Below are 25,227 nucleotides of genomic sequence, written 5' to 3'. Positions count from 1 at the left end.
TATTCTAATTTATAGGAAAAGACAGTTTTCTATTAGTTTCTCTGTGTTATCAAATTTAGGCTAGTGCTAGGCCAATGGAAAAGGTTGAACCCCTGTTTAATTCGCTTCTAGCATCAATACTTCCGCCCTGCAACTTTATGAATTCCCTGCATAGTTGCAATCCAAGTCCAACACCTCGTTCATTGTTTGTGCCAGTGGTGGAGGAAGTACCGCAGAATAAGTCTTTCATTTGATCAGGCGGTATTCCAACCCCTTGATCAGCTATGGAGATGTAGCAGAGTTGCTGTTCAATATGTGCAGAAACATTGATCGTTCCGCCGGGTGAAGAAAATTTGATGGCGTTTTGTAAGAGGTTGCGTATTACTAGTTGGAGCATATCCACGTCAGCCAAAACATAAATTTCCTCAGCAATATCGCTTCTTAGCACGATTTCTTTATCACGAGCAGTTCCGTTGGCAATTTCTATAGTATTTTTAAGGGTAGCAGCCAAAGGTTGTTTAGCTAGTTGTACGCGAAAACCTTCTAGTTGCGACTTGGACCAATAGAGCATATTTGTTACTAATAGAAGTGTCTGCTCGTTTTTCTTTTTAAGGGCTTGTTGCATTTGTGTGCGTTCCTCAGCAGATAATAAATCGTTATCTAACATGTCAAGGTACTGTTGCACTTGTACAAATGGGGTCCTAAGGTCATGTGCTAGAATAGATAGTAGGCGGCTTTTCTCGGCGTCACGTTGAGCAACTATAGTTCTTTCGCGTTCATAGTTTCTTCGGAAAGTTCCGATAATGATGGCGATTCCAACGACAGGCATAGGGAAAGCCGAAATTCGATCAATAAAACGCTCTTTTCCTCCTCTAAATGGATACTGTACAAGTTCTGGGCGGTAAAACTCTGCGATGTGTACAAAAGCAAATGCGATTAAATAGATGACAGTCCACGGAATAATATACCGATGTGGACAGATGGTCAGTAAGAATAATAGGTAAACTGGCCATATAAGATCCGTAGAACCCTCTATTCCTGCGTTGGCGAAATAATTTAAAGATAAAACAATGATGCCAATAGTGCCAAATACCACACTGCGGTGTGATCGGCCAAGAAAACGTGACCTGTAATACTCGAAATAAAAGATACTCGCCAAAACAATACATGATAAAGCGGCAATATATAGCCCAGCAAATAGGTTGTAAGGTAAGTAGCATGTAGCCACTATAACTATTCCGAGACTGATGGAGTGGAAAATTCTCGACTGTAGATCAAATGCTGATGGTGAACCTATCATAGCTAGCCATTGTCGACTTAAGATAGGTTTGACATGGGTGAAGGTTTGGGGCATGATACAAATATCAACTTTTATCTTTATAATTTGAACTGAAAGGAATCTCAATAACAAATGTGTAAACTTTAAAAGTTCCAGATAGAAGCGTCTATCTAATTTGATGCAAAAAATATTTGAGGTTAGCGGGTATCGTTTTTCTTTATTTGGCAAATATCAGTGAAGCCATTACTTAACAATGTCGCAAAAGTTGGCGTCCTTGTAGTTTTTAGTAATGCAAACTTACTTTATTAAACCATTCACTTTTTTTATGGGAATTCGTGTAAGTTTTGGTAAAGTCCTAAAAGCAAAAACCCTGCTAATCGTGCGATTGCAGGGTTTTATACGTTTTGTTAGTCATTTCTGTGATCCCGCTGGGATAGGAACCTTGTCCTATTTCCAGCGTTTAATGACTATCTATAAAGGCTTTGAATTCTAACTCACCGAATCGCTCACCTTTTTGCTTGTATCTTTTAGTTGCAATTGCTATAGTAATAAATATACGAAAATTAAGTTTATTAATTTAAGATTTTTTAAGAAATCCCTTCGAATACGATATAATTCTTTTAAGTCAAAAGTTGACAGCTTTTTGGTGTCATCAAAGTATACACCATCTCGATAGAATTTGGTATAAATAAACACTCTGCTTTTTGGTGTATTTTCTATTAAATCATAATGTCCGTCAACAATAGATTTACAACATCAATATATTCTTGTATAATTCCTGATCGTTGTGTTCAGAGGTTAATGTTCGTCCAGAAATTAGGTGGCAATTGGATTAATCATAATTTGTATTCACAACAAGTGATTCATGGATTTTAGGAATCATGCATGCTACGGTACTTAAAGAAAAGGTTACAAGCAGGATATCCAAAAACCTAATTCCAAAAGTTAAACTCTGGACGAGCAACATCAATACTTGGGGTATGAAGAAGCAAATAATTGCCCAAGTAAAACGCTTAAGTTTATAAATTCTGCGCAGTATTAAATGAATATTATATGTTATAAATATATTTAACAATGCAATCCCAAATGCTGCTGACCAGAGCAATCGATTATGAGACGGATCAACAAATATTGGATATAACAAGTAAAATAAAAATCCGCTAGCAAGCGTGCAACAGACCAGTACACTAAAATATTTTAACACTAACATCCTATTCTTTCTTTAAAGTCCTCATAAGTTATTTCACCCTTCAAATAATCTTTAACGGCTTCATAATCAGGCCTAGCGTTATAATCTTTTTTGTTGTAGTACGATGCAGAACCGCCATTAGCGTTTATATAATCCTTCATATTGGAGATCATATTATTCCATAGATTATCTGCTGCACTAAAACCCGCTCCAGTGCTATTACCTAATGAGAAAAACACATCAGAGGTCCGATCAACTCCCATAGTATAAAAAGTATACACACCTGGATTGTTACCATCTTGATAAATCCCAAATCTACGATTACCAGATACGGGATGATTAAAATCTAGTGGAGACTTCAATGTGGAGAAGGTAAATTGCGCATGCTGCGTATTAACATCATACTCAGACAATAATACAGTACCATCGTTGATCATATCGATATGAACCAGGGCGCCTATTGCTTGGCTTCCTGGCAAATTCCATTTTGCAACATCGTTTACACCACCATGAACATACGGCTCGAAATGTTCTGTAGTGGTTATAAAAGAGTTAATGTTTAACCTGAAATATTCAACTAGATCCCCCATATTGTAGCTATTTGGTAGACCTGTAACTCGCAAAGGGAAGAAATCTGTATTGACAATCGGTCCAAACGCATCTTCTAAATTTTGAACATTAAACTGATTAAAACCTAAACTATTCAGTCTATTCAATACTGAGTCTGGGGGTGTTTGGTTTGCTACATTTTGAAACATACTTCCGAAGGATTGATAAGAGCTAGTTTCTAGGAGCAATAAACTATCGCAGTCAAGAAGACTCTTTTCGTTGCTATCAAGTTTAGCTGCCAAAAAATCTATTCGATCATAGTAAAAGCCATTTTCATCGACGTTGCTGCCGCCACCACCTGGTTCAGGTTCTTCACCGCCGCCTCCATCATCATAACAATAAAGACTACAATCTTCACCCACAACTTGCCAATGGCAACTAGGTTCGCCACCAACACTTTCTATAGGGCCCACGCAAACCTCGATCATACGAGGAACACACCTAACCTCACATATAGTCCCACGCATATTGACGCTAGCCGTTTGCGGTGTTACCCTCCATCTTTTCGCAATTTTACCGTTTTCAATCCTTAAGAGCTTAATAACCTTTTGAGACCAATCCTTATATTCTATATAACCACTGAATTTATCGTCCATTTTTTTAACGAGATGTGGCTAAAATCCTGCTTTGAAGCCCGAATTGCTGACGGATCTGGTATATATGTAATTATTAACTTTTTTATCTTATTGGCTCGCTTGAATATTAATAACCTTGAAAAAGAATGTTTTGCCCTCATTAAGTCTTCATCACTAGAACTCTTCCGAGCAGTAAGGTTGTGTAAATTTACAACTCTATTCTCTATAGAAAGTGGGACTTCTACAACTTGATTATACTTGATTCTGTATTTCTTGGCTCGACTCCATATTGCAAAGCCCTGTTGAACACTGTTATTTCTTGCACCGCGGGCATCACTTTCGAATTTTAATAGCGATGACTTTAAATGTAGGTCCTTTATAAGGAATTGCTGCGCTTGCTTTTTATTGAAAGACGTGCCAATACCGTCGACTTTCGGATCAGACACTAATTCTTTACTACAAGAAAACAAAAGTGAAAAAATAAATAGAAGGGAAAGTAAGTAGTGAAAAATTTTCATGCAGTAATTAGAATTAGTTTTGCCGCAAAATAATAAAAAATAGAATTAATTTTTTATTATTTATTATAATTGGAAACAATCCATTATAATTGCAATTCAAAATATCCAAAATTTTAGATAAATCACTATTATGTCATCTATCAGAGTAAAGACGTCTTTTGTATTGTTAGTGTCAACTTATTTTTTCAATGTCAACGTGGAGGATATTCGAAAAGTGGCCACCTATTTCTTTACAAAGTGGCCACTTTTTTCAGCCTAAAGTATCCAATTGATTTCGCACTAAAGTGTGCAGTCGGCTGATTTTAAGCAGATTTTAGGGATTTTGGCTCCGTGGCTGATGTTCGTGTTCGGCGGTGGTATTATCTTTTGCCTAGCGCTCTAAATAATGTTTATTTCTTAAGATAAGATAGGTTTAACTGAAGGCCTTTGGCTTAAGCAACAAAGGAGCATAATAAGAGGCTTTTGCGTAGCAAAAGATCGTTTGATAGCTCGCCCCTAACGAGCTGTTGGAATTTCATTTCAGGAAAATGGAATAATGGCTGGTGAGCAAACTATACTAGAGCTTTGGACAGTTTGGAACGAAACAGTGTGGCTAATTACACCGGAATACACACATTGCCTGAAAAATGAGTTTGCCAAAGAAGACGAATTTTTTGGTAATGTATGGGAAATAGTAACTACCCGAATTAAGCACTTTAACAGACAAGATCCCTTTTCCAGTAAACATGGCTCAAACAGAAGAAATCTTGATAAGCTAAAGAAATTTCAGACTTATCTTACGTCCATAGACCAATGGAATGCCAGGCCTTCAAATATTGTTATCGATGAAAAGGATGAAATTATCCAGTCCCAAAAAAATGAGATTGAGGAACTAAGGACTGAATTAACCAAGCTTAGAGAATACGAGGTAAACGGAAAGATCAGGATTTCGGAAGGGCATCTCCCTACATTTATAGACCTGATACAGCAGATGCGGGAATTAACGATATCCGAAAGTCGAAAGCTCTTAAGGAGCGATCATAAGTTGCCATTTGCCAAAATGATTTCAAAATACTTTTCCCATGGAGAAAAGGATATACCTATCGAAACGGCACGAAATTACTTTGTCGAAAAAAAGGGAGACGTACCAATTAAAGGTACTACTATCCAGGAAGGGCACCAGTTATTCAAGATAATACCATCCAACCCCACCAAAAAATAGCAGCAAGTTCTTGTGCTGGACATGACCAACACGAACTGATGGTCATGATTTGAACACTTTCGAGTTGCAGATTTGCCCTGAATAATATAAAAGGAGGCAATATGCAGATTGAAATTTTAACAAAGGAGGAACTCCAAAAATTTAAGACGGAACTGATAGCTGAAATTAAACAGGCGATCAAACCAGATGAACCCGTACACAAAGAATGGCTCAGAAGTTCAGAGGTCAGGAAGCTGCTGAAAATTTCATCTGGGACTTTGCAGAACCTGCGCATTAACGGTTTGCTGAAATATGAGAAGCTGGGTGGCATTTTTTATTATGCACATTCAGAGATCGAACAGTTGTTGGGTAAAATCGGGAGGTCATAATGGAAACGGCAACGATACTTGCCAGTTTTCTTAAACTGGCGAGCGGAAACAAGATCTTCCGACAATCACATATCAGCCTGTTCTCGGCAATATTGGCCGTTCAGAATAAGGCTTCCAAGTTCAACAAGTTTCGGGTATCCAGAAGGGAGCTGATGAAATATTCGGCCATACGTTCATACACGACCTACCATAAATGTATGAGCGATCTGGTTGATCACGGGCTGTTGGAATATGAACCATCCTATCATCCGACAATTGCCAGTCGGATCAGGCTGTTGGATTTAGCTAGGAAACCATGAGGGATATACGTTTTGCAGGCTGTCCTTTTCCCAAAAGAAAAGGAGCAAGCGGAACTTGGGCTGCGCCCTAGTTTGCTTGCCATTTGCTGCGCAAATGGGGTTTGAAGAACCCTCCGAGGGTTCTTCTCCTTTCTAAAAGAGCATTCAAGTGCGAAAAAGGAACTCCGCTCGGGGTTCTGGATATCATTAAACAAAGATTGGTGGATATAGAGATATATGGATATGCAGGAAACATTGAGAACAGTTAAGTATTCGACCAGTGACGATATCAAGTTTGGAAAGATAGCAGGGAAATTAGGTCGGTCTAAACGTCAGTTACTATCACAGATGATAGATTATTTCTACAGGAACAAGAAAGATCCGACAGATCTTAATGATGAGCTGTTAAAAAACACCATCCTTAAGGGACAAAAGGAATATATCGGTTTTATCAAGAGACAGGAGGCAGACCTATTGATGCCGATAAAAAGGGACGCTATCTCTATAGTGGAATTACTAAAGAGGGTTGCATCTTCATTCGACAACCAAGTGCTCAATTATAATGAACAGGTACTTTCAAACCAAGCCAACCAAATGAAAGGTCTTTCATCAGTTTACCAAACCCTTGGCTATATCGAAAAAAAGGTAGAAGATAAAGCAATGCTGAAACAGAAAGCAATGAATATACTCAACCGCTACATCAGGGAAAGGGAGAATTTACGACTGATGAGTTCCGCAAGGGAAAAGGAAGAACTGGCAAACAAGGCACGTAAGGAATTAGAACTGCTCTGATATGTACATCAATATTACCGACAGTAAAACGGCAAACAATAAAGGTAGTAGCGGGGAACTGGTGCATTATCTGGAAAAGGAGAACAGGATTGAAAACAAGCTTGAATGGGAACATTGGTTCAATCAAGAGGGTCGGTTATTTGAGCCTTACGAGGTTCGGCACGCCATAGATGGAAATGTTGCCAAACTTGGAAAGGCCGATGCGAAATTCTTTCTGATTAATATCAGCCCCAGCCAAAAGGAATTGAAGCATCTTGCGTACAAATATGGGATAAAGGACATCAGGGAGCAATTGAAATTTTATGCCGAGCGATTGATGGATGTGTATGCCCGAAACTTTAAACGTGAAGGTGTAAACTCCGCTAAAGATCTGTTATGGTTCGGTAAGGTTGAAAACCATCGCTACTACGGCTATAAGGACAAGGAAGTAATCAACGGAGCGAAAAAACGGGGTCAACTAAAGGATGGAAACCAGTTGCACGTGCAGGTCATAGTCAGTAGGAAAGATGTGACCAACAGTATCAAGCTCAGTCCGATGAATAATTCAAGGGGCAAGAATGAGCAACATTCAAAAAAGCTTGGACAGTTTAATCGTGTCGCCTTTAAGCAATGTGGCGAAGATTTGTTTGATGGGACATTTGATTTCGATAGGCAACTAAAAGATAAGATGTCCTATGCGAATATACAGAAAAATGGAACTATGGAACAGCGTAGGCAACTCGATATTCTGGAAAAAACATTTGAGAACAGACCAGAAAAGGAAACCTTTGTGGGAGATTTATTTAACGATATAGCAGAAAACAAATTCCCATCTGTAGACGATATGTTCGCAAAAACAGAATACCATGGCGATAGTATTCTTGGTCTACTTCTAAGTCCAGCTATTGAACCGGCACAGCCAGATCCCAATAAAGCCAAAAAACGTAAAAGAAAAAAACACTCTATTGATCAAGGGCTGGGAAGATAGGTAACACAGCAGATTTTTCTTAATTTAAAATTATTATCGTAATATTGCGATATATATGGGACTAACAAAGAGCGACATCTTTACAGCTGAACAGAATGAACTGGCCAACACCTTAAAGGCTTTGGCACATCCTGCACGCATTGCCATACTACAGCACATCATTAAACAAAAGGCCTGTATCTGTAATGATCTAGTAGAAGAGTTGGGGCTTGCACAGGCTACAATATCACAGCATCTAAAAGAGCTTAAGGGAATTGGTATTATTAAAGGCAGTATTGAAGGTACCAGTATCTGTTATTGTATCAATGAAGTTGTTTGGCACAATATCAAGAATTTGTTGAATGGCTTCCTAGTGGATGATGTTACAACCAAGGGCTGCTGTTGAGTTTTTTTAATTTAATATATCGTAATATTGCAATATAACAATTGAACATATGAAGTTATCACAAGTAAAAGAGAGTTTGGCGAAGTTAGATAACGTCGAGTTCCAATTAGAGAACGGTAATTATGTACCTGAGTACTTTCATGTGACGGAGGTCGGTTTAGTAACTAAACGCTTTATAGATTGCGGTGGGACTGTAAGGGAAGAAGCGGCAGTTAACTTCCAATTATGGGATGCCAATGATTATGAACATAGGTTAAAGCCTGCGAAGTTGCTTTCAATCATTAAGTTATCAGAAGAGGTATTAGGATTAGAAGATTTAGAGGTAGATGTAGAGTATCAGAGTGATACAATCGGGAAATACGGATTAGAATTTAACGGAAAACATTTCATCCTTAAATCAAAGACTACTGCGTGTTTAGCAACTGATGCCTGTGGAGTTCCAAATATTAAACAGAAATTGAACCTCAATGTCTTGGGCAAATCTACATGTTCACCTAATTCTGGTTGCTGTTAGTTATGTACGACGCTATTAAGAACAATATTGTCGAGCTAACTGCACTGCCTATTAGCAACGAACGCAAGGAAACGTTAAGTGGATTGATAGAGTATGTGAGGGAAAAAGTTGCTGCTAGCAATGATGCCAACATCAATTTTATCTGTACCCATAATTCAAGACGTAGCCACCTTTGTCAGATATGGGCACAGGTTGCAGCATCTTTTTACGACGTGCCAAGGGTTTTCTGTTATTCTGGCGGAACAGAAGCAACAGCTCTCTACCCTAAAGTTGCAGATATCTTAACTAATACCGGATTTGAAATAGAAACGCTTGCAGGCTCAACCAACCCGATATACATGATTAAATACTCAGATGCATCTATGCCTATTATAGGCTTCTCAAAAGCCTATGACCACCCTTTCAATCCATCAACCAACTTTGCAGCAGTAATGACCTGCTCACAGGCTGACGGAGGTTGTCCGTTTATAGTTGGGGCGGAAAAACGGTTACCGATAACATTTGAAGACCCTAAAGTATCAGATGGCACGCCAGAACAGGCCGAAGTTTATAACGAGCGAAGCAGACAGATTGCATCTGAAATGTTCTACGTCTTCTCAATGATTAAAAGCTAATGAATGCTAAACTTAAGTTTCTAGACAGATACCTGACCCTCTGGATATTCCTATCGATGGTTGTAGGTGTGGGATTAGGTTATCTGTTCCCAAATATTTCAGATGTAAATGAAAGTCTTACAGTTGGATCAACTAACATTCCTCTTGCGATAGGGCTTATCATAATGATGTACCCACCATTAGCGAAGGTAGACTATTCTATTTTACCTAAAGCCTTCAAGGATGTAAAGGTAGTAAGCATATCGCTGCTGCTCAATTGGGTTATTGGCCCAGTTCTTATGTTCTTACTTGCTGTACTATTCCTTCGGGACGAGCCTAGTTACATGGTAGGTGTGATTATGATTGGTTTGGCAAGATGTATCGCTATGGTTATAGTCTGGAATGACTTGGCAAAAGGTAACCGCGAATATGCTGCCTTGCTTGTAGCCCTCAACAGCGTATTCCAATTGGTTGCATATTCCTTTTATATATGGTTATTTGTGAATGTGCTACCTATCAAACTTGGACTGGGCAGCTTTGCTGTGGATGTTGATATTAAAGATGTTGCTATCAGTGTGCTTACCTATCTCGGTATTCCATTCATATTGGGTTTCATGAGCAACTACGTCTTAATTAAACTTAAAGGTAGGGATTGGTATCATCACAGGTTTATTCGCTGGATATCCCCTTTGACATTGTACGCCCTACTGTTTACAATCATCCTAATGTTTAGTTTAAAGGGTGGTCAAATATTGGAGCTACCTTATGATGTACTCAAGGTTGCAGCCCCTCTGATAGTGTATTTTATATTGATGTTCTTTGTCAGCTTCATGGTCAACTGGAGGGCTAAGGTATCATACGATAAGAACGTCGCAATATCATTCACTGCTACGGGAAACAACTTTGAGCTTGCAATAGCGGTATCTATCGCTGTATTTGGCATACATTCTGCGCAGGCATTTGTGGGTGTGATCGGTCCGCTCGTAGAAGTTCCCGTACTGATTCTTCTAGTTAAGGTTAGTCATTGGTTAAGAGTGAGGCTGTATACATAATGATTTTAAGTTTTTATATACTGTAGTCAGGGCTGATCTTACGTACTGGCGACTATAATTACTTTTGTTCAGTGGATACAGTTCGTTTAAACTCTCATAATAGCTTATGAAGTTTAGCTTTAAGGAGATTTATGAAGAGGTAAGTATTCGCCAATCTATCATAATTATAGGGTTCAAGAAACAAACTATTATATTTTTGACATAGTTAATAGGATTTTTGCAAGTTCTTAGACAGATACTTCATGCTTTCCTAACAGGTAGGTGTTGATAGCAACTGCGCTTGTTCTTTATAACCTATAGCTGATCAGCGAGTGACTGTATGCGAATGAATTCGAGCTCGCTTTTCCATTCTAAATTTTCCATGCGATAAATCACCCTGGTAATTATTGATCTACCATCATTGCCGTCTCCAAATCCAACGATTTGAACTAGGGAGCCAGGTTTAAGTGGTGTGTGATGCGGCAGGAAAATCTTTCCCTCTACAATATACGGATTGTCAGGGAGAAGTTGTGCAATTGCACGCAAAGATCTGTTTGGGAGACCTATTCCGTGTATACCCAAGTAGAAACATACGCCTGGAGTGCCCAAAGTAATCGTTCGTAAGATCTGCCCTTTTAGAATTGGCGTACCCGCATGCAGGCGATCATTTTCTCCGCATTCAATCACGAAACCGTTACGCTCTGCAAGCAAACATAACAGTTCCCATTCGTTCGCAGTCTCAAGTGGCGCGTGATCAAGTATCACCTCGGTCTGTTCAACGGCAGGGTGAAGCCCGTGTGAACTGATGATCCTCTCCATCAGGTGGCTATCGGATAAGGGGCTGGCCATATGCCGCACTTCGTCCTGGGCTATCCTTGAAGCACGATGCTTGCAAATTATCCTGAGACATGCATTTTGTCCTTCACAGAACTCCCATCGAAGTGAGATTACGGATCCTGAGAAAAACTTTACGAGTTTATTCGGGCCGATATTGCCCATCAGTTCAATGTCGGCACCTGTCTTAAAGAACTTGCCGTGTAGTGAGGCCGGGCCGTAGTCTGGTTCTTCATAATTAAGCATGATTTCTGCCGTGGAAATCTCATTGAAGGCTTTGGATATTTCCACACGGACCAATGGGTAATGAGGGAGGTGGTCAGTGCCGGATATCCTTAGAATAAACGGGCGATTATCGGCCAAATCGGCCGAAGGTTTATAATCCATATGTTATCTTTGCTATGTAGAGAATGAGGTGAGCCAAGTTACCCTAAATAGTTCAGACCCGCTAATGATTTATTTTGCTTTAGTTAAAACTTTTTACAGCTATAATTGTTGATGAGATAGTTTTCCTCTTATGTCTGGAGTCGCCTTTATTCCCGATCTCGATTACTTAATATAGGCTTATCCAGTTTCAATGAAAAATATCCTGCTTTTTGATAGTGATCCCATTTTCAGGAGTAACATTGCCAGTTCCATTGGGGCAGATAGCCAATGGACCATTCTGGGTGACGGTGTGGATGTTTTGGATTTGGACGGCTACCTTAGCGGTCAGTCGGTTGATGTCCTTTTTATCGGCCTGGAGCTGCCATGGACGGTGCGAGTTGAATTGGTGGACCGGACCAAATCTATCTCGCCTGCCACACGTATAGTCTGGCTGGTGCGTGTCCATGGGGACGGCAGCTTCGCCGTCCCCCGGTTTGTCAATGGTATCGATGCCTATCTTTTAAGGGATGTTGCGCCCGTTGAGCTCCTGTTTTGCCTTCATCTGCTCAGCGATGGAGGCAGGTACCTGTCCAATGAGCTTTATCTATTGATTATGGCGGACAAGTTACGACACAGCCCTTTCCTGCAAACCTTCTCCACCCAGCACACTGCATTTTCACAGCATGAGGTGCAACTGCTTCAGTTAGTCGCCAGGGGCATGAGCGAGGTGGGTATCGGGCGGCAGCTCTCGATGTCTCTGTCTGCTGTAAAGCGCCATTTCGAGCTTCTTTTCGCTAGGACAGGGACTGTAAACTACGCTTCACTGATACGGTTTGCATTGCAAAATGGGATCGTTTCCTAGTATTTACCGTTGCGGAGAAGACTTATATACAATATAATTTTACCCTACATCATACGCTTTACCAATGAAAATTATAAGAAAGGATTTACTGCTAAAATCGCGCTACAACTGGCACCGTGACCAATCTTCACTGCCTTCTGCCACCGTTTTCGGAGACCATTTTGTTTTCGGGCGGCACGACGGCCTTCAGGTACTCTGCATGATAAACAAGCTAATGGACCAAAAAGGTGCGCTTTACTACCTTCCATTGAAGATGGAGGAGATGTTGATCTTTCTTCCCGAAAAGCAGTTTACCCACATTCAGGTGAGATTATGGCTGGTACGCAACTGGGATAAGAGGATGATAATCAGATGAGCTTGGACATTTGTCTACTGCCAGATGCCTATCTCCCTATAGGACGACTTAAGCGATCCAGAAATATTCTTAAATTTTAATCCCTCTTTAGTGGAATGGAAAACTATACCCTGATACAGTATTTTCATTGGTATCTTCCGTCCGATGGCCTTCACTGGAACCGGCTGGCGCAGGAAGCGCCAAGGTTGAGAGCCATGGGCATTGACAGCGTTTGGCTCCCACCGGCCCATAAGGGCATGTCGGGCAGCAGCTCAACCGGCTATGATTCATATGATCTCTACGACCTTGGGGAGTTCGACCAAAAGGGCGGCGTCGCTACAAAATATGGGACCAGGGAACAGTTGCTGGAAGCCGTCGAAATTGCCAAAAATAATGGGCTGCGTATCTATATGGATATCACCGTCAACCATCTGGGCGGGGGCGAACAGACCGAGCGTATTTGCGTCCGCAAGGTCGCTCCATTTGAAAGAAATAGTTTTATTTCAGATGAGTTTTTGATCGATGCCTTTACGAAATTCTCCTATCCCGCCAGGAAAGGCAAGTATTCACTCTTCGAATGGGACTTCCAGTGTTTCAGCGGGGTCGACTTCGACGAGCTATCCAGACAGGCTGGGGCGATCTACCGCATACAGAACCAATATGGACAGGACTGGGACGATGTTCCTGGAACCGAGTTTGGCAACTATGATTATCTTATGCTCAGCAATATAGATTTCCGCAACCCAGAGGTTAGGGCTGAGCTCAACCGCTGGGGAGAGTGGCTCCAACGGACAGTAGGCTTCGACGGCGTCCGCCTAGATGCAGTGAAGCATATACCGGCTGCATTTTTCAATGAGTGGCTGGACGGCTTGCAAGCTGGGCAAGCTGAGCTTTTTGCAGTGGGCGAATATTGGGCACCGCAAGACCTGTCATCGATGCTGGCCTATCTGGAACGGACAGGCGGTCGGATGTCACTCTTTGATGCATGTCTGCAGGAGAATTTCGCCAAGGCTTCCAACGATGGCAATTGCTTCGACCTGACCCGCATCTTTGAGGGAACACTTGTTGCCTGTCGTCCGGAGCTTGCCGTAACCTTGGTGGAGAACCATGATACCCAGCCACTCCAGGCGCTAGAACGACCAGTGTCCCGTTGGTTTCGGCCTTTGGCCTATGCTTTGATCCTGCTCAGGTCACAAGGTTATCCCTGTGTATTCTATCCAGATATCTATGGTGCAGTATATACCGACATTGGCGGGGATGGCCAGTTTTATGACATAGAACTATCCCCTGTAGATCAGTTGGAGACGATGCTGCGCTTAAGGAAGTGCTGCGCATATGGGCTGCAGAAAGACTATTTTGACCATCCGAACTGCATTGGCTGGGTCAGGCAGGGAGTTCCCGAATGGGGGGAAAGTGGAATGGCGGTAATCATGTCAAATGGCGACATGGGCCGAAAGCGGATGGAGATGGGCATTGCATTCGCTGGGCTTCTGTTTTCCGATGCGCTTGGGGGAAGCACAACGAGAGTATTGGTCGACGCTAATGGTTGGGCGGAGTTTATTTGCCCAGCGAAGGGCGTGGCGGCTTGGACTATACATAAGGATAGATAAAGGACTGAGCCCAACTGTAGCGGCAAAAAAAAAGCATCTGCCACCGGCAGATGCTCACAATTATAAGAAGGAAATACTTAATCTATCTTAACATTTACTGCGTTTAGGCCTTTTTTGCCCTGTTCCACATCATAGCTAACCGTATCGTGCTCACGAATTTCGTCGATGAGGCCAGAGATGTGCACAAAAATTTCGTTGTCACCGTTTGATGGGGTGATAAATCCGAAACCTTTGGTTTCATTGAAAAACTTTACTGTTCCTTGCATTATATTATTTTTAATAAGATATAAATATAATATAATTTATTGAAATTCAGTGATTTTTTATTATTTATTTAAATTATAAATTTAGTTTTGTCAAATTGCAATGGAATGATTTGATAGTATAGTTCTTCTGTGCGTGTTTAAGCAGTCAAGGATATCGTCATGGTGTCGGATCAGTTAACATGGGCAAGCGTTGGATCAACTGATCATGCCTCAATTACATTAGAATTCCATCTCTGGGCTGCCGCCTGCTTGGTAGCACGACATCGCCCAGCATTTCCTTCAGATCAATTTCTATAATCTTACTTAGGGCGATTACGGGAATATCATTTTCACTATTTGCAAATGGATCCTGTATTTCAATGGCAATTTACTCAATTGCCAAAAATATAAAGATTACGGCAATCGATACAGGCACGGTCAGCAAAGCAAGTTCAGCCATTCCAAAAGGGACCATTAGCGCAAATAGGTGAACCAGGATGCTTGTAAAGTAGCTGTAGGGTAATGGGAATGGTGTATTTTTGATGCGCTCTAACGCGCCAAAGCTAGCCGTCAGATGGGAAATCATATCCGACAGCCTTAGCATCTCGAAGTTGGTCAGCTGTCCATCCTTCTCCAACAGTTTAACTGCATATAGATTATGTAAGAGCAACAGGTTGGGCAGGTTCTGCTTACCTATCAACTGGCGGTGCTCGTCTTCAGCCAAAAAAGGCTTAATGATAGCTGTATACCGTTGCTGCCTAAGGCTATACCCCATAGCATATACAATTGCAATCTGCCTATAGATGACGCTTTCCAGGTGCTTCTTGGGAAGGCCCGATTGATGGGTAAAAGCGATAAGCTGTCCAGCAAAGCTACGAGAAGTGTTTACCACGTCGCCCCATATCTTTCTTGCTTCCCACCATCTGTCATAGGTGGAACTTATTCTAAAGCCCATCAGGATAGACAGTACGATACCGATCATCGAGATCACGCCACTTAGCGATAGATCAACTGCCAAATAGTCCAGTGCAAAATTTACGACAACGACAAATAGGCTGTGGAGTAGCAGGCCTGCCCACATACGGTACAAGATCCTCGCGGCCCTATGTTAACTCCAATTACCATAGGGCATATTCAACGTCATAGCGCATTTTTCAACCATTTTTCTTTTTTTTAGGAGGTTCAAGGTCAGCCGATTTAGATAGCTTACTAGTCTGATAGTCGGACTTACTTGTTTTAGGTTTGTCCGAGGGCGATTTCTTTGTGTTTTTGGTGTTCTTGTCTTTACTCATGATATTGTTGGATTAAGTCTGATTTTTAATAGTTCTTGCGTAGCTTGATCACTCGGAGCCAATGCATCGTCTTCATTACTGGATATACGGGATCTACTTCAAACCATCTTTTGCCAAAGTTGGCGCTGTTGGGATGGCGATGGTGATTATTTTGAAAAAGTTCGCCAAGCATTAATATGTCAAAGGGTGTAGTGTTTTTCGACTGGTCCTGGTTGTCGTAATTTTGGTAGCCATATTTATGTCCGCACCAGTTGACGATCGCCCCGTGCAATGGTCCCATAAGAAAATGGATGGGCAGCAATAGGAAAAGCCACCAATGGGGCGCAAAGGAAAAATAGAATAAGGTATACATAGCCCCGAATAAAAGGCGGGACAAAATTGAAGAACCTATCCTGTCAAGTAATGGCCATTCTGGATAGTAGCCCGCAAAACTTGTCTCGGGGTTTTGTTTACGGTTGAGATGCTCGCGAAAGGTAATCGCCGTAGCCTTCATCAGCTGAAACACGTCGGTAAAAAAATGTGGGGAATGAGGATCTTTTTCGGTGTCGCTATAGGCATGGTGGGCTCGGTGCATTATGGCATAGGCCCGCGGGCTAAGGAACGAGGAACCTTGGAATACATAGGCCATTAAATAGAAAGTCCGTTCCCAGAATGGACTGGTGGTAAACATACGATGGGATGCATATCGGTGCTGGAAAAATGTCTGAAAAAAAAGTGACAGGAACCAATGCCCCACAAAGAAAAAAATAATGATCATGTTGTCTGATAAGTTAAATGGCAAGACCGCTTTAGTCAGTTCTTGCAAAAAAGTTAAAGGTAATTCTAAAAGACTAGCTAGGATGGGGCTAGATATTCTAACTGTAGATAATAGTTGCCTAACAGCACTTGTAAATCATCAGTAACGGTGGTGATGAAATTTGAAAGGCTATTGAACAATGCGGTCGCTTTTATGAGGCCATGACCGCTTTTTCCTTAATTATTTTGGTGAAATTGCAAGGTACGGTTAATTAAATGAAAAGCACACATATATTTCGATCTATTTTATATCCCATTAGTAATAGTGCAAATGGAAATTTATTAGGGAAAAGGCCTTAAATCGCTTGGACATTTTTGGGAACGGATATCTCTCCAATTAGCAGATCGGCATGATCAGACGTATGGTTTAAAATAGACATACTTGTAGGTACAACTAACTCGATATACATGATAAAATAAAAACAGGGGAAGTTTATGCGAACGTAACGGACAGATTGGTTCGGAATGCTCTACATCTTCCCTATGACTAAAATCTTATGACGGCAAGCCTTATAACCCTTTTAAAATTCTTATTGATCGTTACAGGTGGACTATTAATATTTTTGTTCACAATATTCCAGCTATAAATAAGAGTCTTAGTATTGGAACATCTAGCATTCAATAAGCTTTTGCATTGATCATAATGTTTTACCCGGCATTAGCTCAACCAAACTGTCTTGTTATTGTGTAAAGGCGGTAAGCATATCGCTGCTGCTCAATTGTATTATTGTCCAAAGGATAAGAAGCTATCTGGTCGACTCATTGGTAGTGGAAATGAAAGCCCCGATATTTGTGGATGATGCTAACACATATATATTGACCAGAAATAAAAAAGGATATTTCCTAATTAGTCGGAGGTTATTTAAGTGGGATTGTAATAGCTAAATTATTAGTTTTTTTTTCCAACGTTCATTTTCGGCCTGCCTTTAGATTTACATTTTGTCATACAGCGTATTCAGAATTAGAACCTATGCCGAGAATCTCTCTAAAAATGTGTAATTTGATGTAAAGGGAAAACTGACCAGGGCGCATTAATCGGCCTGCGAGTGATATAAAAAGGACCTAAGTTTTGATTGAATCCCTGGTCAGTTGTTTAAACAAGCGTGAAGAACGCAAGAACAAGATGTCTGTACTGAATGCGATGAGAAATAAGCTTATCCACAGAATATTTACTTGCGTCAACCAGAATAAGAAATATCAGCAAAATTATCAGCCTCAGGTTATCAGCTGTGGCGGCGTCTGATTTTAATTGTCAACAACCTAGTGCCAAACACAAATTGGAGATCTTGGCTCATTATTAAGGCTTTGGCAGGGAGTTGGACACCGTTATTAGGAGAAGTAAATATTGGAATGGTAGAATAGAAAATTTATTACAGGCATTGTTTGCCCTGCCGGCGGCATGTTTATATATGTACAACTTTTTAAAGTTGTACATATATAAACAGATACAAAAGAAATTATAAAAATTAATTGTTTTGATTATAGAAATCGGAACGTCCACCCACTCGCCCAGACCAGTTCCCGCTTTTTGCATCTACGAAGTTTATTTTCTAAGGTTTGCTTATTAGATTTAGCTACCGAGCGGTACGTGATGTTTGTAATAGTCAGATGCTACTACTAATATTGTAGATGCGGAAATGAGCATCAGTAGCCTGAATAATTAATCGCTTATTTAGGTAAATATGTTTGACCGGTAACTCTACAACGGGAATTTTTCAATATCTTTCTAAGGTGAGGTATAATCAAGTCACATTTGACTAAATTATAAATAAGTTAAACAAAATATCTAATTATATGTTCCAGTATTGACCTATCAGTCTCAAAGCACCAGCTTTCTATAAAAGGACGGCTATCAAGCCGAAAATTCATGATAACAATAGGTGCATCGTAACAATGCTTCGACAAAGTCAACAACCAATGTTTTTGGTAAACGCTTACTGGTTTCTGGGAAACCATATTTTTCTTAAGACCGTGGACGGGAAGTGTTTACATTTATTCACTATCCCCTAAAAAATTATAATTGACTTTTCAAAGTTTAGGCCAGTGGCTTAATAACTTTTAATACAAAGTTGCAGTTCGCCACATAGGTGAATTTACAATACATTACTATTGTAATTTTTTAGTTTAATAAAAAGTTAAGATATAGCTCGCCGACGGAATTCATGTTCCATCAGGTATACAAGGCTATGGTTTAAAGCTATTGCCAAGATGTTTCCTTGAGCAAACGTCAAGATGATAATTATCTTAAGCAGACACCCTTAACTAAAAACAGCTCGTTGTTGCTCCCAAACAACTCAAGATATAATGACAAAGCGAATATTGGTAATTGAAGATGACCCAGATATTTTATATATAATAGATGACGTGTTGACCGATGAAGGCTTCTTTGTCCTAAAAAGCCAAAATGGAATGACTGCTGCGGAAATCCAGCTTTTAAGACCCGACCTGATCCTTTTGGACATCCGGATTTTTGGCTATGAAAAAACTGGGGCCGACATATGCAGGGAAATTAGGTTGAACCGGGGCACAAAAAGTATTCCTGTTATTCTACTTTCCGCGGAAAGGGAACTTGAGAAAATCGCCATTGACTGTAATGCTAATGGACATATATCCAAACCTTTTGATCTTACGCAACTTTTGCAAAAAATAAAAGAATCACTGACTTATCCAGCATCCGTATGATAAATATTTTGGTATAGAACGCATGTGATATGTAAAAAATAGATCGATTTAAATCTTTTTAATTCGATTAGTTATAGATAAGTTCATATACTACTTACAACAACTAACTTTAGAATTTCAATGAGACAAATCGTGTTGGCTTTAATTAGGCCCCGAATGGCGACGCCGAAGTTTTTGTGCAATTTAAAATCTTATCGATCAAATTCGCTAAATTGATCCGGCAAGTTACAATGTCGGACAACAAGAAAGACCTGAGCAAAATTGGCTTCCAGATAGCTTAAGATTTTCCTTTTTATACTTGCGCATCTGCAAATTGTGGATGCTTTTTTTTGAAACTTATTCACTGAGAATTTTGTTTATCCGAACTTTTCATCAAAGCTATTACATCATTAAAACAGAGCGACGGCAATCCGAAGATACCGCCTCCTGACTAAATTAACACCCTCATCGAACGTCGATAAAAAGATGTCAAGCTTTTACAGTTTTAACTGGCCGATTAACACAACCTTAATATCTGCTATGTCTTCGGAGTTTCGTCTCCGATATCCGTGCATACTTCTACACAGTGCTTATGTTATATGCTTGGCATTTTTGATACACTTTCAATGGCGCATTCATCGTCAGAATAATATTTTTTGCAGAACGGCGAGATCTTTTTTTGCTAGTTCTTATCAAAAGATAGTCCCCCTTTAAGGATTGGTCTCCACCGAAAAGATAGAAATAGCGTGTTGATTCTATTAGTAGCCCATCCCCCTGCCACGGTTATTTTGTTTGTTGTTTTTTGTTTCCTTTAGCTTACGGTAAAATTCCCTTCCTTCGAGAACATTGGTATGCTCGCGTACAGCCGTTACAATGCTGCCCTTCACATCCTGCCACTTTAGCTTCGGATCCATTAATTTAACTGGAATATTGAAGTCGATATCGTTATGGTACATGAGGGATGATTTGGCAATATTTGGGTCTGCATTCGGATACTTCTGGCAGTAGAACCCAAGGATTTCTTCGAGGGATATCTCTTTTAAGAGGTAGTGTATATCGATGAAATCCTTGATCCGCTGTCCGCTGTTCACAATTGCATTAATCTTCATCGCCGATATATCCTGATTGGACATTATCCTAATTCCATCTTTGTTTTCGATAGGTCTGATGGATGGATATTTATGGGAGATAAAATCAAAATCCACTTCGCCGATACTGCCACTGGCGTAATTTTCCCTGTAGTGTCTAACATTCGCACCGTAATTGTTGCATAGATGATCGGCGAGTTTATTGCCATCAAAATCCGAGGAGCTGAAAAGGTCAATATCTATGGATTCCCTATGTCCGATCCTCAGCGATAGCGCCGTACCTCCAACTAGGTAGAAAGAATTGAGTTGATGATCTTTCATCAGCTGGCGGATCAGATCCAGTGTCCCCGGTTTAACTGTTTCTTTGTGTAACATCTGAGTTTTTCCTTGCTCAACTGAAAATATTCGCAAACGGCTTCCATGGTCATGTCCGAAAGGTAGGTGATATCATTTTTAAGGGAATGGATTACATTTTCCCTTCCGTAAAACCTGATCATTTCCTCCCAGTCTTTTGGGCTGCCCTTATCGAGCACCCTTTCGATAATTGTCCTGTAACTTCTGTTCCAGTCCAGTTTGTCGAAATCAAAATCCCAGAACAGCACCTTGGGAAGATCGGGTCGCCTGACCTTTTGTATAAGTGGCTGTCTTTCGATCCTGATCTCGTCGTTTTCGAATGGAACCTTCTTTTTGGAAAGATAGTTGTTCAAAGTGTGATAGTTATAGGCAGGGTAGCTGTCGCAAAATCCCTTCAGACTTGAAAACACGTCAATGTCTGTATCGGAAAATCTTTTCCACTGCACAACGACTACTCTTTTGTTCAATTCCTTTGACATCATACAAATCTAACCAAAAAAGGGAATTAATGCCTAATATTTTTAAATATTTGTCAGCTGATAGTTGATTTAACTATTTATGTGATTGTTGTAATTAGGTATTGGCTAATTTTTTCTTCAAGAGCGCCATATCCTCGCTAAGCTTTATATCCAATATCTTTGCATAATGTTGTGTTGTCCTGATATTCGTATGTCCCAGCATCTTTGACACGCTTTCAATTGGGACCCCGTTCAAAAGTGTCACGGTAGTTGCAAAAGTGTGTCGGGCGATATGTGAGGTCAGTTTCTTTGTGATACCACATAGGTCGGCTATCTCCTTTAGGTATTCGTTCATCTTCTGGTTGCTTGGAACCGGGAATACGGTTCCAAGATTGCCGCAGATGGGATGGCCTTCGTATTTATTGATCAGCTCAACAGCATTCGGAAGTAAGGGGATGGAAGCCCTGACGTTGGTCTTCTGACGGTTCTTGATGATCCAAAGCTCGCCATCAATACCTTTTTGTATATCGGTTATCCTCAGCTTGTGCACATCGGCATAGGCAAGGCCGGTAAAGCAGCAGAAAAGGAAAACGTCCCTTATAACATCTAATCTTGCAGAAACAAACCGCTTCTGTAGTATGATCTGGATTTCCTCCTGTGAAAGAAAATTCCTGTCTACAGTTTTCGTGCGCCCTTTATAGAAAGCAATCGGATTACTTTCTGCTGTTCCGTTCTCGCAACAGATATTGATGATCTTGCCGAGGTTCTTTATCATTTTTACAGTATAGTTGTTGGCGCATGATCGTGACCTTAGGTAGTAATCGAAGTTGTTGAAGAATGAAATATCCACTTTTCGCACCTCCACATCATCAGCCCCATACTGCTTATTAATAAAAGTCTGTAAGTGATTGTAGAGTACTTTATATCTGTTCAGCGTTCCCCCTCACGTAATCTTTGCCAACTAGCGCCTCCATTTTTTCGTTGTGTTCTGAAACGGCATCCAAAAGCATGGATGATTTTGCGACCTTACCCACCAATACATCCCGAATAGATTGTGCAGTGATTTCCATACCTGATTGCACTAGTTTGGCGTGGGCATCATATACATTGTTCTGCAATTGGTCTAGGCTGGTGTTGAACAAACGATATTTTTCCTTGGTACCAGTTGCCCTTCCAGATTTGGAATGCCAGCGGTCGGGTTCACAAGATCTGCCAGTGGCAAGTTCTACACGTTTACCGTCTACCGTGATGCGCATGTAGATATGGGCTTCGCCCTCTGAATAGTTCTTTTGTCTTTTCATAAAGAAAAGCAGGCTAAAATTAGTTTTCATAATCTAACGATTAAAGTTTAACAACCCTAGGCCGATTTTCGGACTAGAGCTGTATCGCAGATAAAATCAGCAGATATCAACGATACAAATTTAGCATTGGCAACTAAAGGATACAAGATGTTCAGTTCGTAACAACCTGTACATTAAATGGATACAGCTTATTCGGTGAGTCGTACATTCTTTTAGGATGACTCACCGAATTACGCACCTTTTTTTTGGGAATTCGTGCAAGTTTTGGTAAAGTCCTAAATGCAAAAACCCTGCTAATCGTGCGATTGCAGGGTTTTATACGCTTTGTTAGTCATTTCTGTGATCCCGCTGGGATTCGAACCCAGGACCACTACATTAAAAGTGTAATGCTCTACCAGCTGAGCTACGGAATCTTCCTTGTTTTGAAGAACTTCTTCGTTCTAAGGAGGTGCAAATATAGAAACATGACACTTTACCTGCAAATAAAATTTAGAGATAAGTCGTAGTGTGTTGATTTAGAGTTAAATTATTTGTGTTTCTAGTTCCAAAAGTGCTATCTGTAGTTTAAAAATGCCTTAATTTGACAATCCGTGTATCTTATTTATAAACCGATATTGTTTTGTGTTGTTATATTTGTTGCTATGCAAAAGAAGAAAATTGTAGTTGCTGTTACCGGGGCCAGTGGTTCTATTTATGCCAAAGCGCTATTGGATAACTTGGCATTGTTAAATGCGCAGATAGAAAAAGTAGGAGTAGTAATGTCAGATAATGCAAAAGAAGTTTGGCGTTACGAACTTGGTAACGAAGACTACAATAACTACGGTTTTGATTTTTATGCAAAAATGGATTTCAATGCTCCTTTCGCATCAGGCTCTGCAAAGTATGACACCATGATTATTGCTCCTTGTTCAATGGGAACGCTCGGAAGAATTGCTCATGGTATCTCTAACGATCTAATTTCTAGAGCTGCTGATGTGATTTTAAAAGAACGTAGGAAACTAATTGCAGTAGTGCGTGACACACCGTTTAGTTTGATCCATTTAAATAATATGAAAACCGTAACAGAGGCAGGTGGGATTATATGCCCTGCCAACCCATCTTTTTACAGCTTGCCAAAAACCATTGAAGAAGTTGCACAAACAGTAGTAGATCGAGTAATTGATCTAGCAGGACTGGAAAAGGAAAGTTATCGTTGGAATGATTAATCAGTTTTCTGTAAACTGTTTGTAATGATTCCCATTGCCTCGGATGTGATATTACAATACTCGCATCTAATTCTTATCTTTGCAGCCTCTAATGAAGAAAGTAGCTTTTTATACCCTGGGCTGTAAGTTGAATTTCTCTGAAACTTCAACAATTGGTAGATTGTTTACCGATGCTGGCTACAATGTGGTAGAATTTACGGATGCGGCCGACGTTTACGTAATCAACACCTGCTCTGTAACCGACCACGCAGATAAGAAATGCCGAAAGGTAGTAAAAGAAGCGCTTAAATATTCTCCAAATGCTTATGTAACCATTGTTGGTTGCTATGCACAGTTAAAACCACAAGAAATTGCAGAGATTGAAGGCGTGGATATGGTTTTAGGTGCAGCAGAGAAGTTCCGAATTGTAGAATTTATTACTGATTTAACAAAGCAACCTAAAGCTGTTGTTCATCAGCAAGATATCGAAAAAGTAAACCATAACTTTATTGCCGCCTATTCAATTGGCGATAGAACCCGTACTTTCTTAAAAGTGCAGGATGGTTGCGATTATCCATGTACCTATTGCACTATTCCGCTAGCTCGTGGCGGTAGCCGTAGCGATACGATAGAAAATGTATTACAAAAGGCCCGGCAAATTGCAGCTAGTGGCGTTAAAGAGATTGTACTTACTGGTGTAAATCTTGGTGATTTTGGTATTAGAGAAGGACAACGTGAAGACCGCTTTTTCGATTTGGTAAAGGCTTTAGATGAGGTAGAAGGTATCGAAAGAATTCGTATTTCGTCTATCGAACCAAATTTATTGAGTAATGATATTATAGAGTTTGTAGCACAGTCTAAACGTTTTGTACCGCATTTTCATATTCCTTTGCAGTCGGGTTCTAACAAGATATTGGGCTTAATGAAACGCCGTTATCAACGTGAATTGTACGTAGATAGAGTAGCGAAAATTAAAGAGTTGATGCCTAATTGCTGCATAGGTGTAGATGTAATTGTTGGTTTTCCGGGCGAAACACAAGAAGATTTCTTAGATACTTACGAGTTCTTAAACGGACTAGATATTTCTTATCTGCACGTATTTACCTACTCGGAGCGTGAGCAAACGGAAGCTGCGGTAATGAAAGGCAAAGTAGCTGGAAGTACCCGTTTCGAACGTAATAAAATGCTCCACATCCTTTCCGATAAAAAACGCAGGGCTTTTTACCAATCTCAGGTAGGTAGCGAAGGGCAAGTACTTTTCGAAGACGATCAAAAAAATGGCTTTATGCATGGTTTTACCAAAAACTACGTGAAGGTAAAGGCCAAATATGATCCTTTGATGGTTAACGAGCTTAAAAACGTGAAATTAGTAGAGCTTACTGCAGACGGCGAAGTGGAAGTAGCCGAGCTGGAAACTGTTTACGCACACCATTAGCTTTAACCATTAAGAAATTGAGATAAATAGGTTCTTCATATCCTTAATTCCTTAATGATTAATTTCTTAATACTTTTTTGAAAAGCAATTTCACAGCTAAATACCAGGTTCAGTCCCGCTTTCCGCTTCT

The 25,227-nt window shown here is 40.3% G+C and carries 25 protein-coding genes and 1 tRNA gene; 14 read left to right on the top strand and 12 right to left on the bottom strand.

Features of this window, described 5'->3' with window-relative positions; genetic code table 11:
* Window positions 1-55: 55 nt before the first annotated feature.
* The 3 genes from AC23ME_RS13140 to AC23ME_RS13130 all read right to left on the bottom strand — a co-directional run bounded on the left by AC23ME_RS13140 (window position 56) and on the right by AC23ME_RS13130 (window position 4,149).
* Window positions 56-1,207: a sensor histidine kinase gene (locus tag AC23ME_RS13140; protein ID WP_487728223.1), complete on the bottom strand. Its 1,152-nt coding sequence runs from the start codon at window positions 1,205-1,207 to the stop codon at window positions 56-58.
* Window positions 1,208-2,461: 1,254 nt separating this feature from the next.
* A complete protein-coding gene (locus AC23ME_RS13135) occupies window positions 2,462-3,652 on the bottom strand; it encodes a hypothetical protein (RefSeq protein WP_487728222.1) in 1,191 nt (396 codons plus the stop codon).
* Window positions 3,625-4,149, bottom strand: coding sequence for a hypothetical protein (locus AC23ME_RS13130; protein ID WP_487728221.1), 525 nt, complete (start codon window positions 4,147-4,149; stop codon window positions 3,625-3,627). Before AC23ME_RS13130 ends, AC23ME_RS13135 begins: the two co-directional genes overlap by 28 nt.
* A gap of 535 nt (window positions 4,150-4,684) precedes the next feature.
* Here AC23ME_RS13130 and AC23ME_RS13125 point away from each other — a divergent pair.
* The 8 genes from AC23ME_RS13125 (at window position 4,685) to arsB (ending at window position 10,299) form a co-directional block, all read left to right on the top strand.
* Window positions 4,685-5,350 (top strand): hypothetical protein, encoded by a 666-nt coding sequence (locus AC23ME_RS13125; RefSeq protein WP_487728220.1) that lies wholly within the window; start codon window positions 4,685-4,687, stop codon window positions 5,348-5,350.
* A gap of 101 nt (window positions 5,351-5,451) precedes the next feature.
* Window positions 5,452-5,718 (top strand): helix-turn-helix domain-containing protein, encoded by a 267-nt coding sequence (locus tag AC23ME_RS13120; protein ID WP_487728219.1) that lies wholly within the window; start codon window positions 5,452-5,454, stop codon window positions 5,716-5,718.
* A 521-nt stretch (window positions 5,719-6,239) separates the two neighbouring features.
* Entirely contained in the window at window positions 6,240-6,788 is a 549-nt protein-coding gene (locus AC23ME_RS13115; RefSeq protein ID WP_487728218.1) for a BfmA/BtgA family mobilization protein, read from the top strand.
* Window position 6,789: 1 nt separating this feature from the next.
* Window positions 6,790-7,755 (top strand): DUF5712 family protein, encoded by a 966-nt coding sequence (locus AC23ME_RS13110; protein WP_487728217.1) that lies wholly within the window; start codon window positions 6,790-6,792, stop codon window positions 7,753-7,755.
* 55 nt (window positions 7,756-7,810) lie between these two features.
* Window positions 7,811-8,140, top strand: coding sequence for an ArsR/SmtB family transcription factor (locus tag AC23ME_RS13105; RefSeq protein WP_487728216.1), 330 nt, complete (start codon window positions 7,811-7,813; stop codon window positions 8,138-8,140).
* Between the two features lie 49 nt (window positions 8,141-8,189).
* The gene (locus AC23ME_RS13100) at window positions 8,190-8,654 is read left to right on the top strand and encodes a DUF6428 family protein (RefSeq protein ID WP_487728215.1); all 465 of its coding nucleotides are present in this window, start codon (window positions 8,190-8,192) and stop codon (window positions 8,652-8,654) included.
* Window positions 8,655-8,656: 2 nt separating this feature from the next.
* A complete protein-coding gene (locus AC23ME_RS13095; RefSeq protein WP_487728214.1) occupies window positions 8,657-9,268 on the top strand; it encodes an arsenate-mycothiol transferase ArsC in 612 nt (203 codons plus the stop codon).
* The gene (gene arsB, locus AC23ME_RS13090; protein WP_487728213.1) at window positions 9,268-10,299 is read left to right on the top strand and encodes an ACR3 family arsenite efflux transporter; all 1,032 of its coding nucleotides are present in this window, start codon (window positions 9,268-9,270) and stop codon (window positions 10,297-10,299) included. The genes AC23ME_RS13095 and arsB overlap by 1 nt, the downstream gene beginning before the upstream one ends.
* A gap of 294 nt (window positions 10,300-10,593) precedes the next feature.
* Here arsB and AC23ME_RS13085 read toward each other — a convergent pair whose 3' ends face one another.
* Entirely contained in the window at window positions 10,594-11,499 is a 906-nt protein-coding gene (locus tag AC23ME_RS13085) for a hypothetical protein (protein ID WP_487728212.1), read from the bottom strand.
* A gap of 190 nt (window positions 11,500-11,689) precedes the next feature.
* Between AC23ME_RS13085 and AC23ME_RS13080 the strand changes: the two genes are divergently transcribed.
* From AC23ME_RS13080 to AC23ME_RS13070, 3 genes are all read left to right on the top strand, one after another.
* On the top strand, window positions 11,690-12,340 hold the full coding sequence (locus AC23ME_RS13080; RefSeq protein WP_487728211.1) for a LuxR C-terminal-related transcriptional regulator: 651 nt from the start codon (window positions 11,690-11,692) through the stop codon (window positions 12,338-12,340).
* A gap of 199 nt (window positions 12,341-12,539) precedes the next feature.
* Entirely contained in the window at window positions 12,540-12,695 is a 156-nt protein-coding gene (locus AC23ME_RS13075) for a hypothetical protein (RefSeq protein ID WP_487728210.1), read from the top strand.
* Between the two features lie 95 nt (window positions 12,696-12,790).
* The gene (locus AC23ME_RS13070; protein WP_487728209.1) at window positions 12,791-14,284 is read left to right on the top strand and encodes an alpha-amylase; all 1,494 of its coding nucleotides are present in this window, start codon (window positions 12,791-12,793) and stop codon (window positions 14,282-14,284) included.
* Window positions 14,285-14,361: 77 nt separating this feature from the next.
* Here the strand turns inward: AC23ME_RS13070 and AC23ME_RS13065 are convergent, their stop codons facing one another.
* From AC23ME_RS13065 to AC23ME_RS13055, 3 genes are all read right to left on the bottom strand, one after another.
* Window positions 14,362-14,553 carry a cold-shock protein gene (locus AC23ME_RS13065; RefSeq protein ID WP_138722098.1) on the bottom strand — a complete coding sequence of 64 codons (192 nt, stop codon included), beginning with the start codon at window positions 14,551-14,553 and terminating at the stop codon, window positions 14,362-14,364.
* Between the two features lie 364 nt (window positions 14,554-14,917).
* Complete coding sequence (locus AC23ME_RS13060; RefSeq protein WP_487728208.1) at window positions 14,918-15,619, bottom strand: bestrophin family protein; 702 nt, start codon at window positions 15,617-15,619, stop codon at window positions 14,918-14,920.
* Between the two features lie 227 nt (window positions 15,620-15,846).
* Window positions 15,847-16,578 (bottom strand): acyl-CoA desaturase, encoded by a 732-nt coding sequence (locus AC23ME_RS13055; protein WP_487728318.1) that lies wholly within the window; start codon window positions 16,576-16,578, stop codon window positions 15,847-15,849.
* 2,342 nt (window positions 16,579-18,920) lie between these two features.
* On the opposite strand from AC23ME_RS13055, the gene AC23ME_RS13050 reads away from it, so the two are divergent.
* Complete coding sequence (locus AC23ME_RS13050) at window positions 18,921-19,298, top strand: response regulator (RefSeq protein ID WP_487728207.1); 378 nt, start codon at window positions 18,921-18,923, stop codon at window positions 19,296-19,298.
* A gap of 737 nt (window positions 19,299-20,035) precedes the next feature.
* Here AC23ME_RS13050 and AC23ME_RS13045 read toward each other — a convergent pair.
* The 5 genes from AC23ME_RS13045 to AC23ME_RS13025 form a co-directional block, all read right to left on the bottom strand.
* Window positions 20,036-20,686 (bottom strand): nucleotidyl transferase AbiEii/AbiGii toxin family protein, encoded by a 651-nt coding sequence (locus tag AC23ME_RS13045; protein ID WP_487728206.1) that lies wholly within the window; start codon window positions 20,684-20,686, stop codon window positions 20,036-20,038.
* An 11-nt stretch (window positions 20,687-20,697) separates the two neighbouring features.
* Complete coding sequence (locus tag AC23ME_RS13040; RefSeq protein WP_487728205.1) at window positions 20,698-21,186, bottom strand: DUF6922 domain-containing protein; 489 nt, start codon at window positions 21,184-21,186, stop codon at window positions 20,698-20,700.
* A gap of 106 nt (window positions 21,187-21,292) precedes the next feature.
* On the bottom strand, window positions 21,293-22,069 hold the full coding sequence (locus AC23ME_RS13035) for a tyrosine-type recombinase/integrase (RefSeq protein ID WP_487728317.1): 777 nt from the start codon (window positions 22,067-22,069) through the stop codon (window positions 21,293-21,295).
* A gap of 28 nt (window positions 22,070-22,097) precedes the next feature.
* A complete protein-coding gene (locus AC23ME_RS13030; RefSeq protein ID WP_487728204.1) occupies window positions 22,098-22,508 on the bottom strand; it encodes an Arm DNA-binding domain-containing protein in 411 nt (136 codons plus the stop codon).
* 310 nt (window positions 22,509-22,818) lie between these two features.
* Window positions 22,819-22,891, bottom strand: a tRNA-Lys gene (locus AC23ME_RS13025).
* A 228-nt stretch (window positions 22,892-23,119) separates the two neighbouring features.
* Between AC23ME_RS13025 and AC23ME_RS13020 the strand changes: the two genes are divergently transcribed.
* Window positions 23,120-23,683, top strand: coding sequence for a UbiX family flavin prenyltransferase (locus AC23ME_RS13020; RefSeq protein WP_487728203.1), 564 nt, complete (start codon window positions 23,120-23,122; stop codon window positions 23,681-23,683).
* Window positions 23,684-23,774: 91 nt separating this feature from the next.
* Window positions 23,775-25,097 carry a tRNA (N(6)-L-threonylcarbamoyladenosine(37)-C(2))-methylthiotransferase MtaB gene (mtaB, locus tag AC23ME_RS13015; RefSeq protein WP_487728202.1) on the top strand — a complete coding sequence of 441 codons (1,323 nt, stop codon included), beginning with the start codon at window positions 23,775-23,777 and terminating at the stop codon, window positions 25,095-25,097.
* Window positions 25,098-25,227: the final 130 nt, after the last annotated feature.

This window comes from Pedobacter sp. T50_32, assembly GCF_057652195.1.
The sequence above is the reverse complement of the archived record's forward strand: the minus strand, read 5'-3'. Positions and strand labels throughout refer to the sequence as shown.

Coding starts and splice junctions, on each gene's coding strand:
- AC23ME_RS13135 (WP_487728222.1), bottom strand. CDS start 3,652: ATGGACGATAAATTCAGTGGTTATATAGAATATAAGGATTGGTCTCAA.
- AC23ME_RS13130 (WP_487728221.1), bottom strand. CDS start 4,149: ATGAAAATTTTTCACTACTTACTTTCCCTTCTATTTATTTTTTCACTT.
- AC23ME_RS13125 (WP_487728220.1), top strand. CDS start 4,685: ATGGCTGGTGAGCAAACTATACTAGAGCTTTGGACAGTTTGGAACGAA.
- AC23ME_RS13120 (WP_487728219.1), top strand. CDS start 5,452: ATGCAGATTGAAATTTTAACAAAGGAGGAACTCCAAAAATTTAAGACG.
- AC23ME_RS13115 (WP_487728218.1), top strand. CDS start 6,240: ATGCAGGAAACATTGAGAACAGTTAAGTATTCGACCAGTGACGATATC.
- AC23ME_RS13110 (WP_487728217.1), top strand. CDS start 6,790: ATGTACATCAATATTACCGACAGTAAAACGGCAAACAATAAAGGTAGT.
- AC23ME_RS13105 (WP_487728216.1), top strand. CDS start 7,811: ATGGGACTAACAAAGAGCGACATCTTTACAGCTGAACAGAATGAACTG.
- AC23ME_RS13100 (WP_487728215.1), top strand. CDS start 8,190: ATGAAGTTATCACAAGTAAAAGAGAGTTTGGCGAAGTTAGATAACGTC.
- AC23ME_RS13095 (WP_487728214.1), top strand. CDS start 8,657: ATGTACGACGCTATTAAGAACAATATTGTCGAGCTAACTGCACTGCCT.
- arsB (WP_487728213.1), top strand. CDS start 9,268: ATGAATGCTAAACTTAAGTTTCTAGACAGATACCTGACCCTCTGGATA.
- AC23ME_RS13085 (WP_487728212.1), bottom strand. CDS start 11,499: ATGGATTATAAACCTTCGGCCGATTTGGCCGATAATCGCCCGTTTATT.
- AC23ME_RS13080 (WP_487728211.1), top strand. CDS start 11,690: ATGAAAAATATCCTGCTTTTTGATAGTGATCCCATTTTCAGGAGTAAC.
- AC23ME_RS13075 (WP_487728210.1), top strand. CDS start 12,540: ATGATAAACAAGCTAATGGACCAAAAAGGTGCGCTTTACTACCTTCCA.
- AC23ME_RS13070 (WP_487728209.1), top strand. CDS start 12,791: ATGGAAAACTATACCCTGATACAGTATTTTCATTGGTATCTTCCGTCC.
- AC23ME_RS13055 (WP_487728318.1), bottom strand. CDS start 16,578: ATGATCATTATTTTTTTCTTTGTGGGGCATTGGTTCCTGTCACTTTTT.
- AC23ME_RS13050 (WP_487728207.1), top strand. CDS start 18,921: ATGACAAAGCGAATATTGGTAATTGAAGATGACCCAGATATTTTATAT.
- AC23ME_RS13045 (WP_487728206.1), bottom strand. CDS start 20,686: ATGAAAGATCATCAACTCAATTCTTTCTACCTAGTTGGAGGTACGGCG.
- AC23ME_RS13030 (WP_487728204.1), bottom strand. CDS start 22,508: ATGAAAACTAATTTTAGCCTGCTTTTCTTTATGAAAAGACAAAAGAAC.
- AC23ME_RS13020 (WP_487728203.1), top strand. CDS start 23,120: ATGCAAAAGAAGAAAATTGTAGTTGCTGTTACCGGGGCCAGTGGTTCT.
- mtaB (WP_487728202.1), top strand. CDS start 23,775: ATGAAGAAAGTAGCTTTTTATACCCTGGGCTGTAAGTTGAATTTCTCT.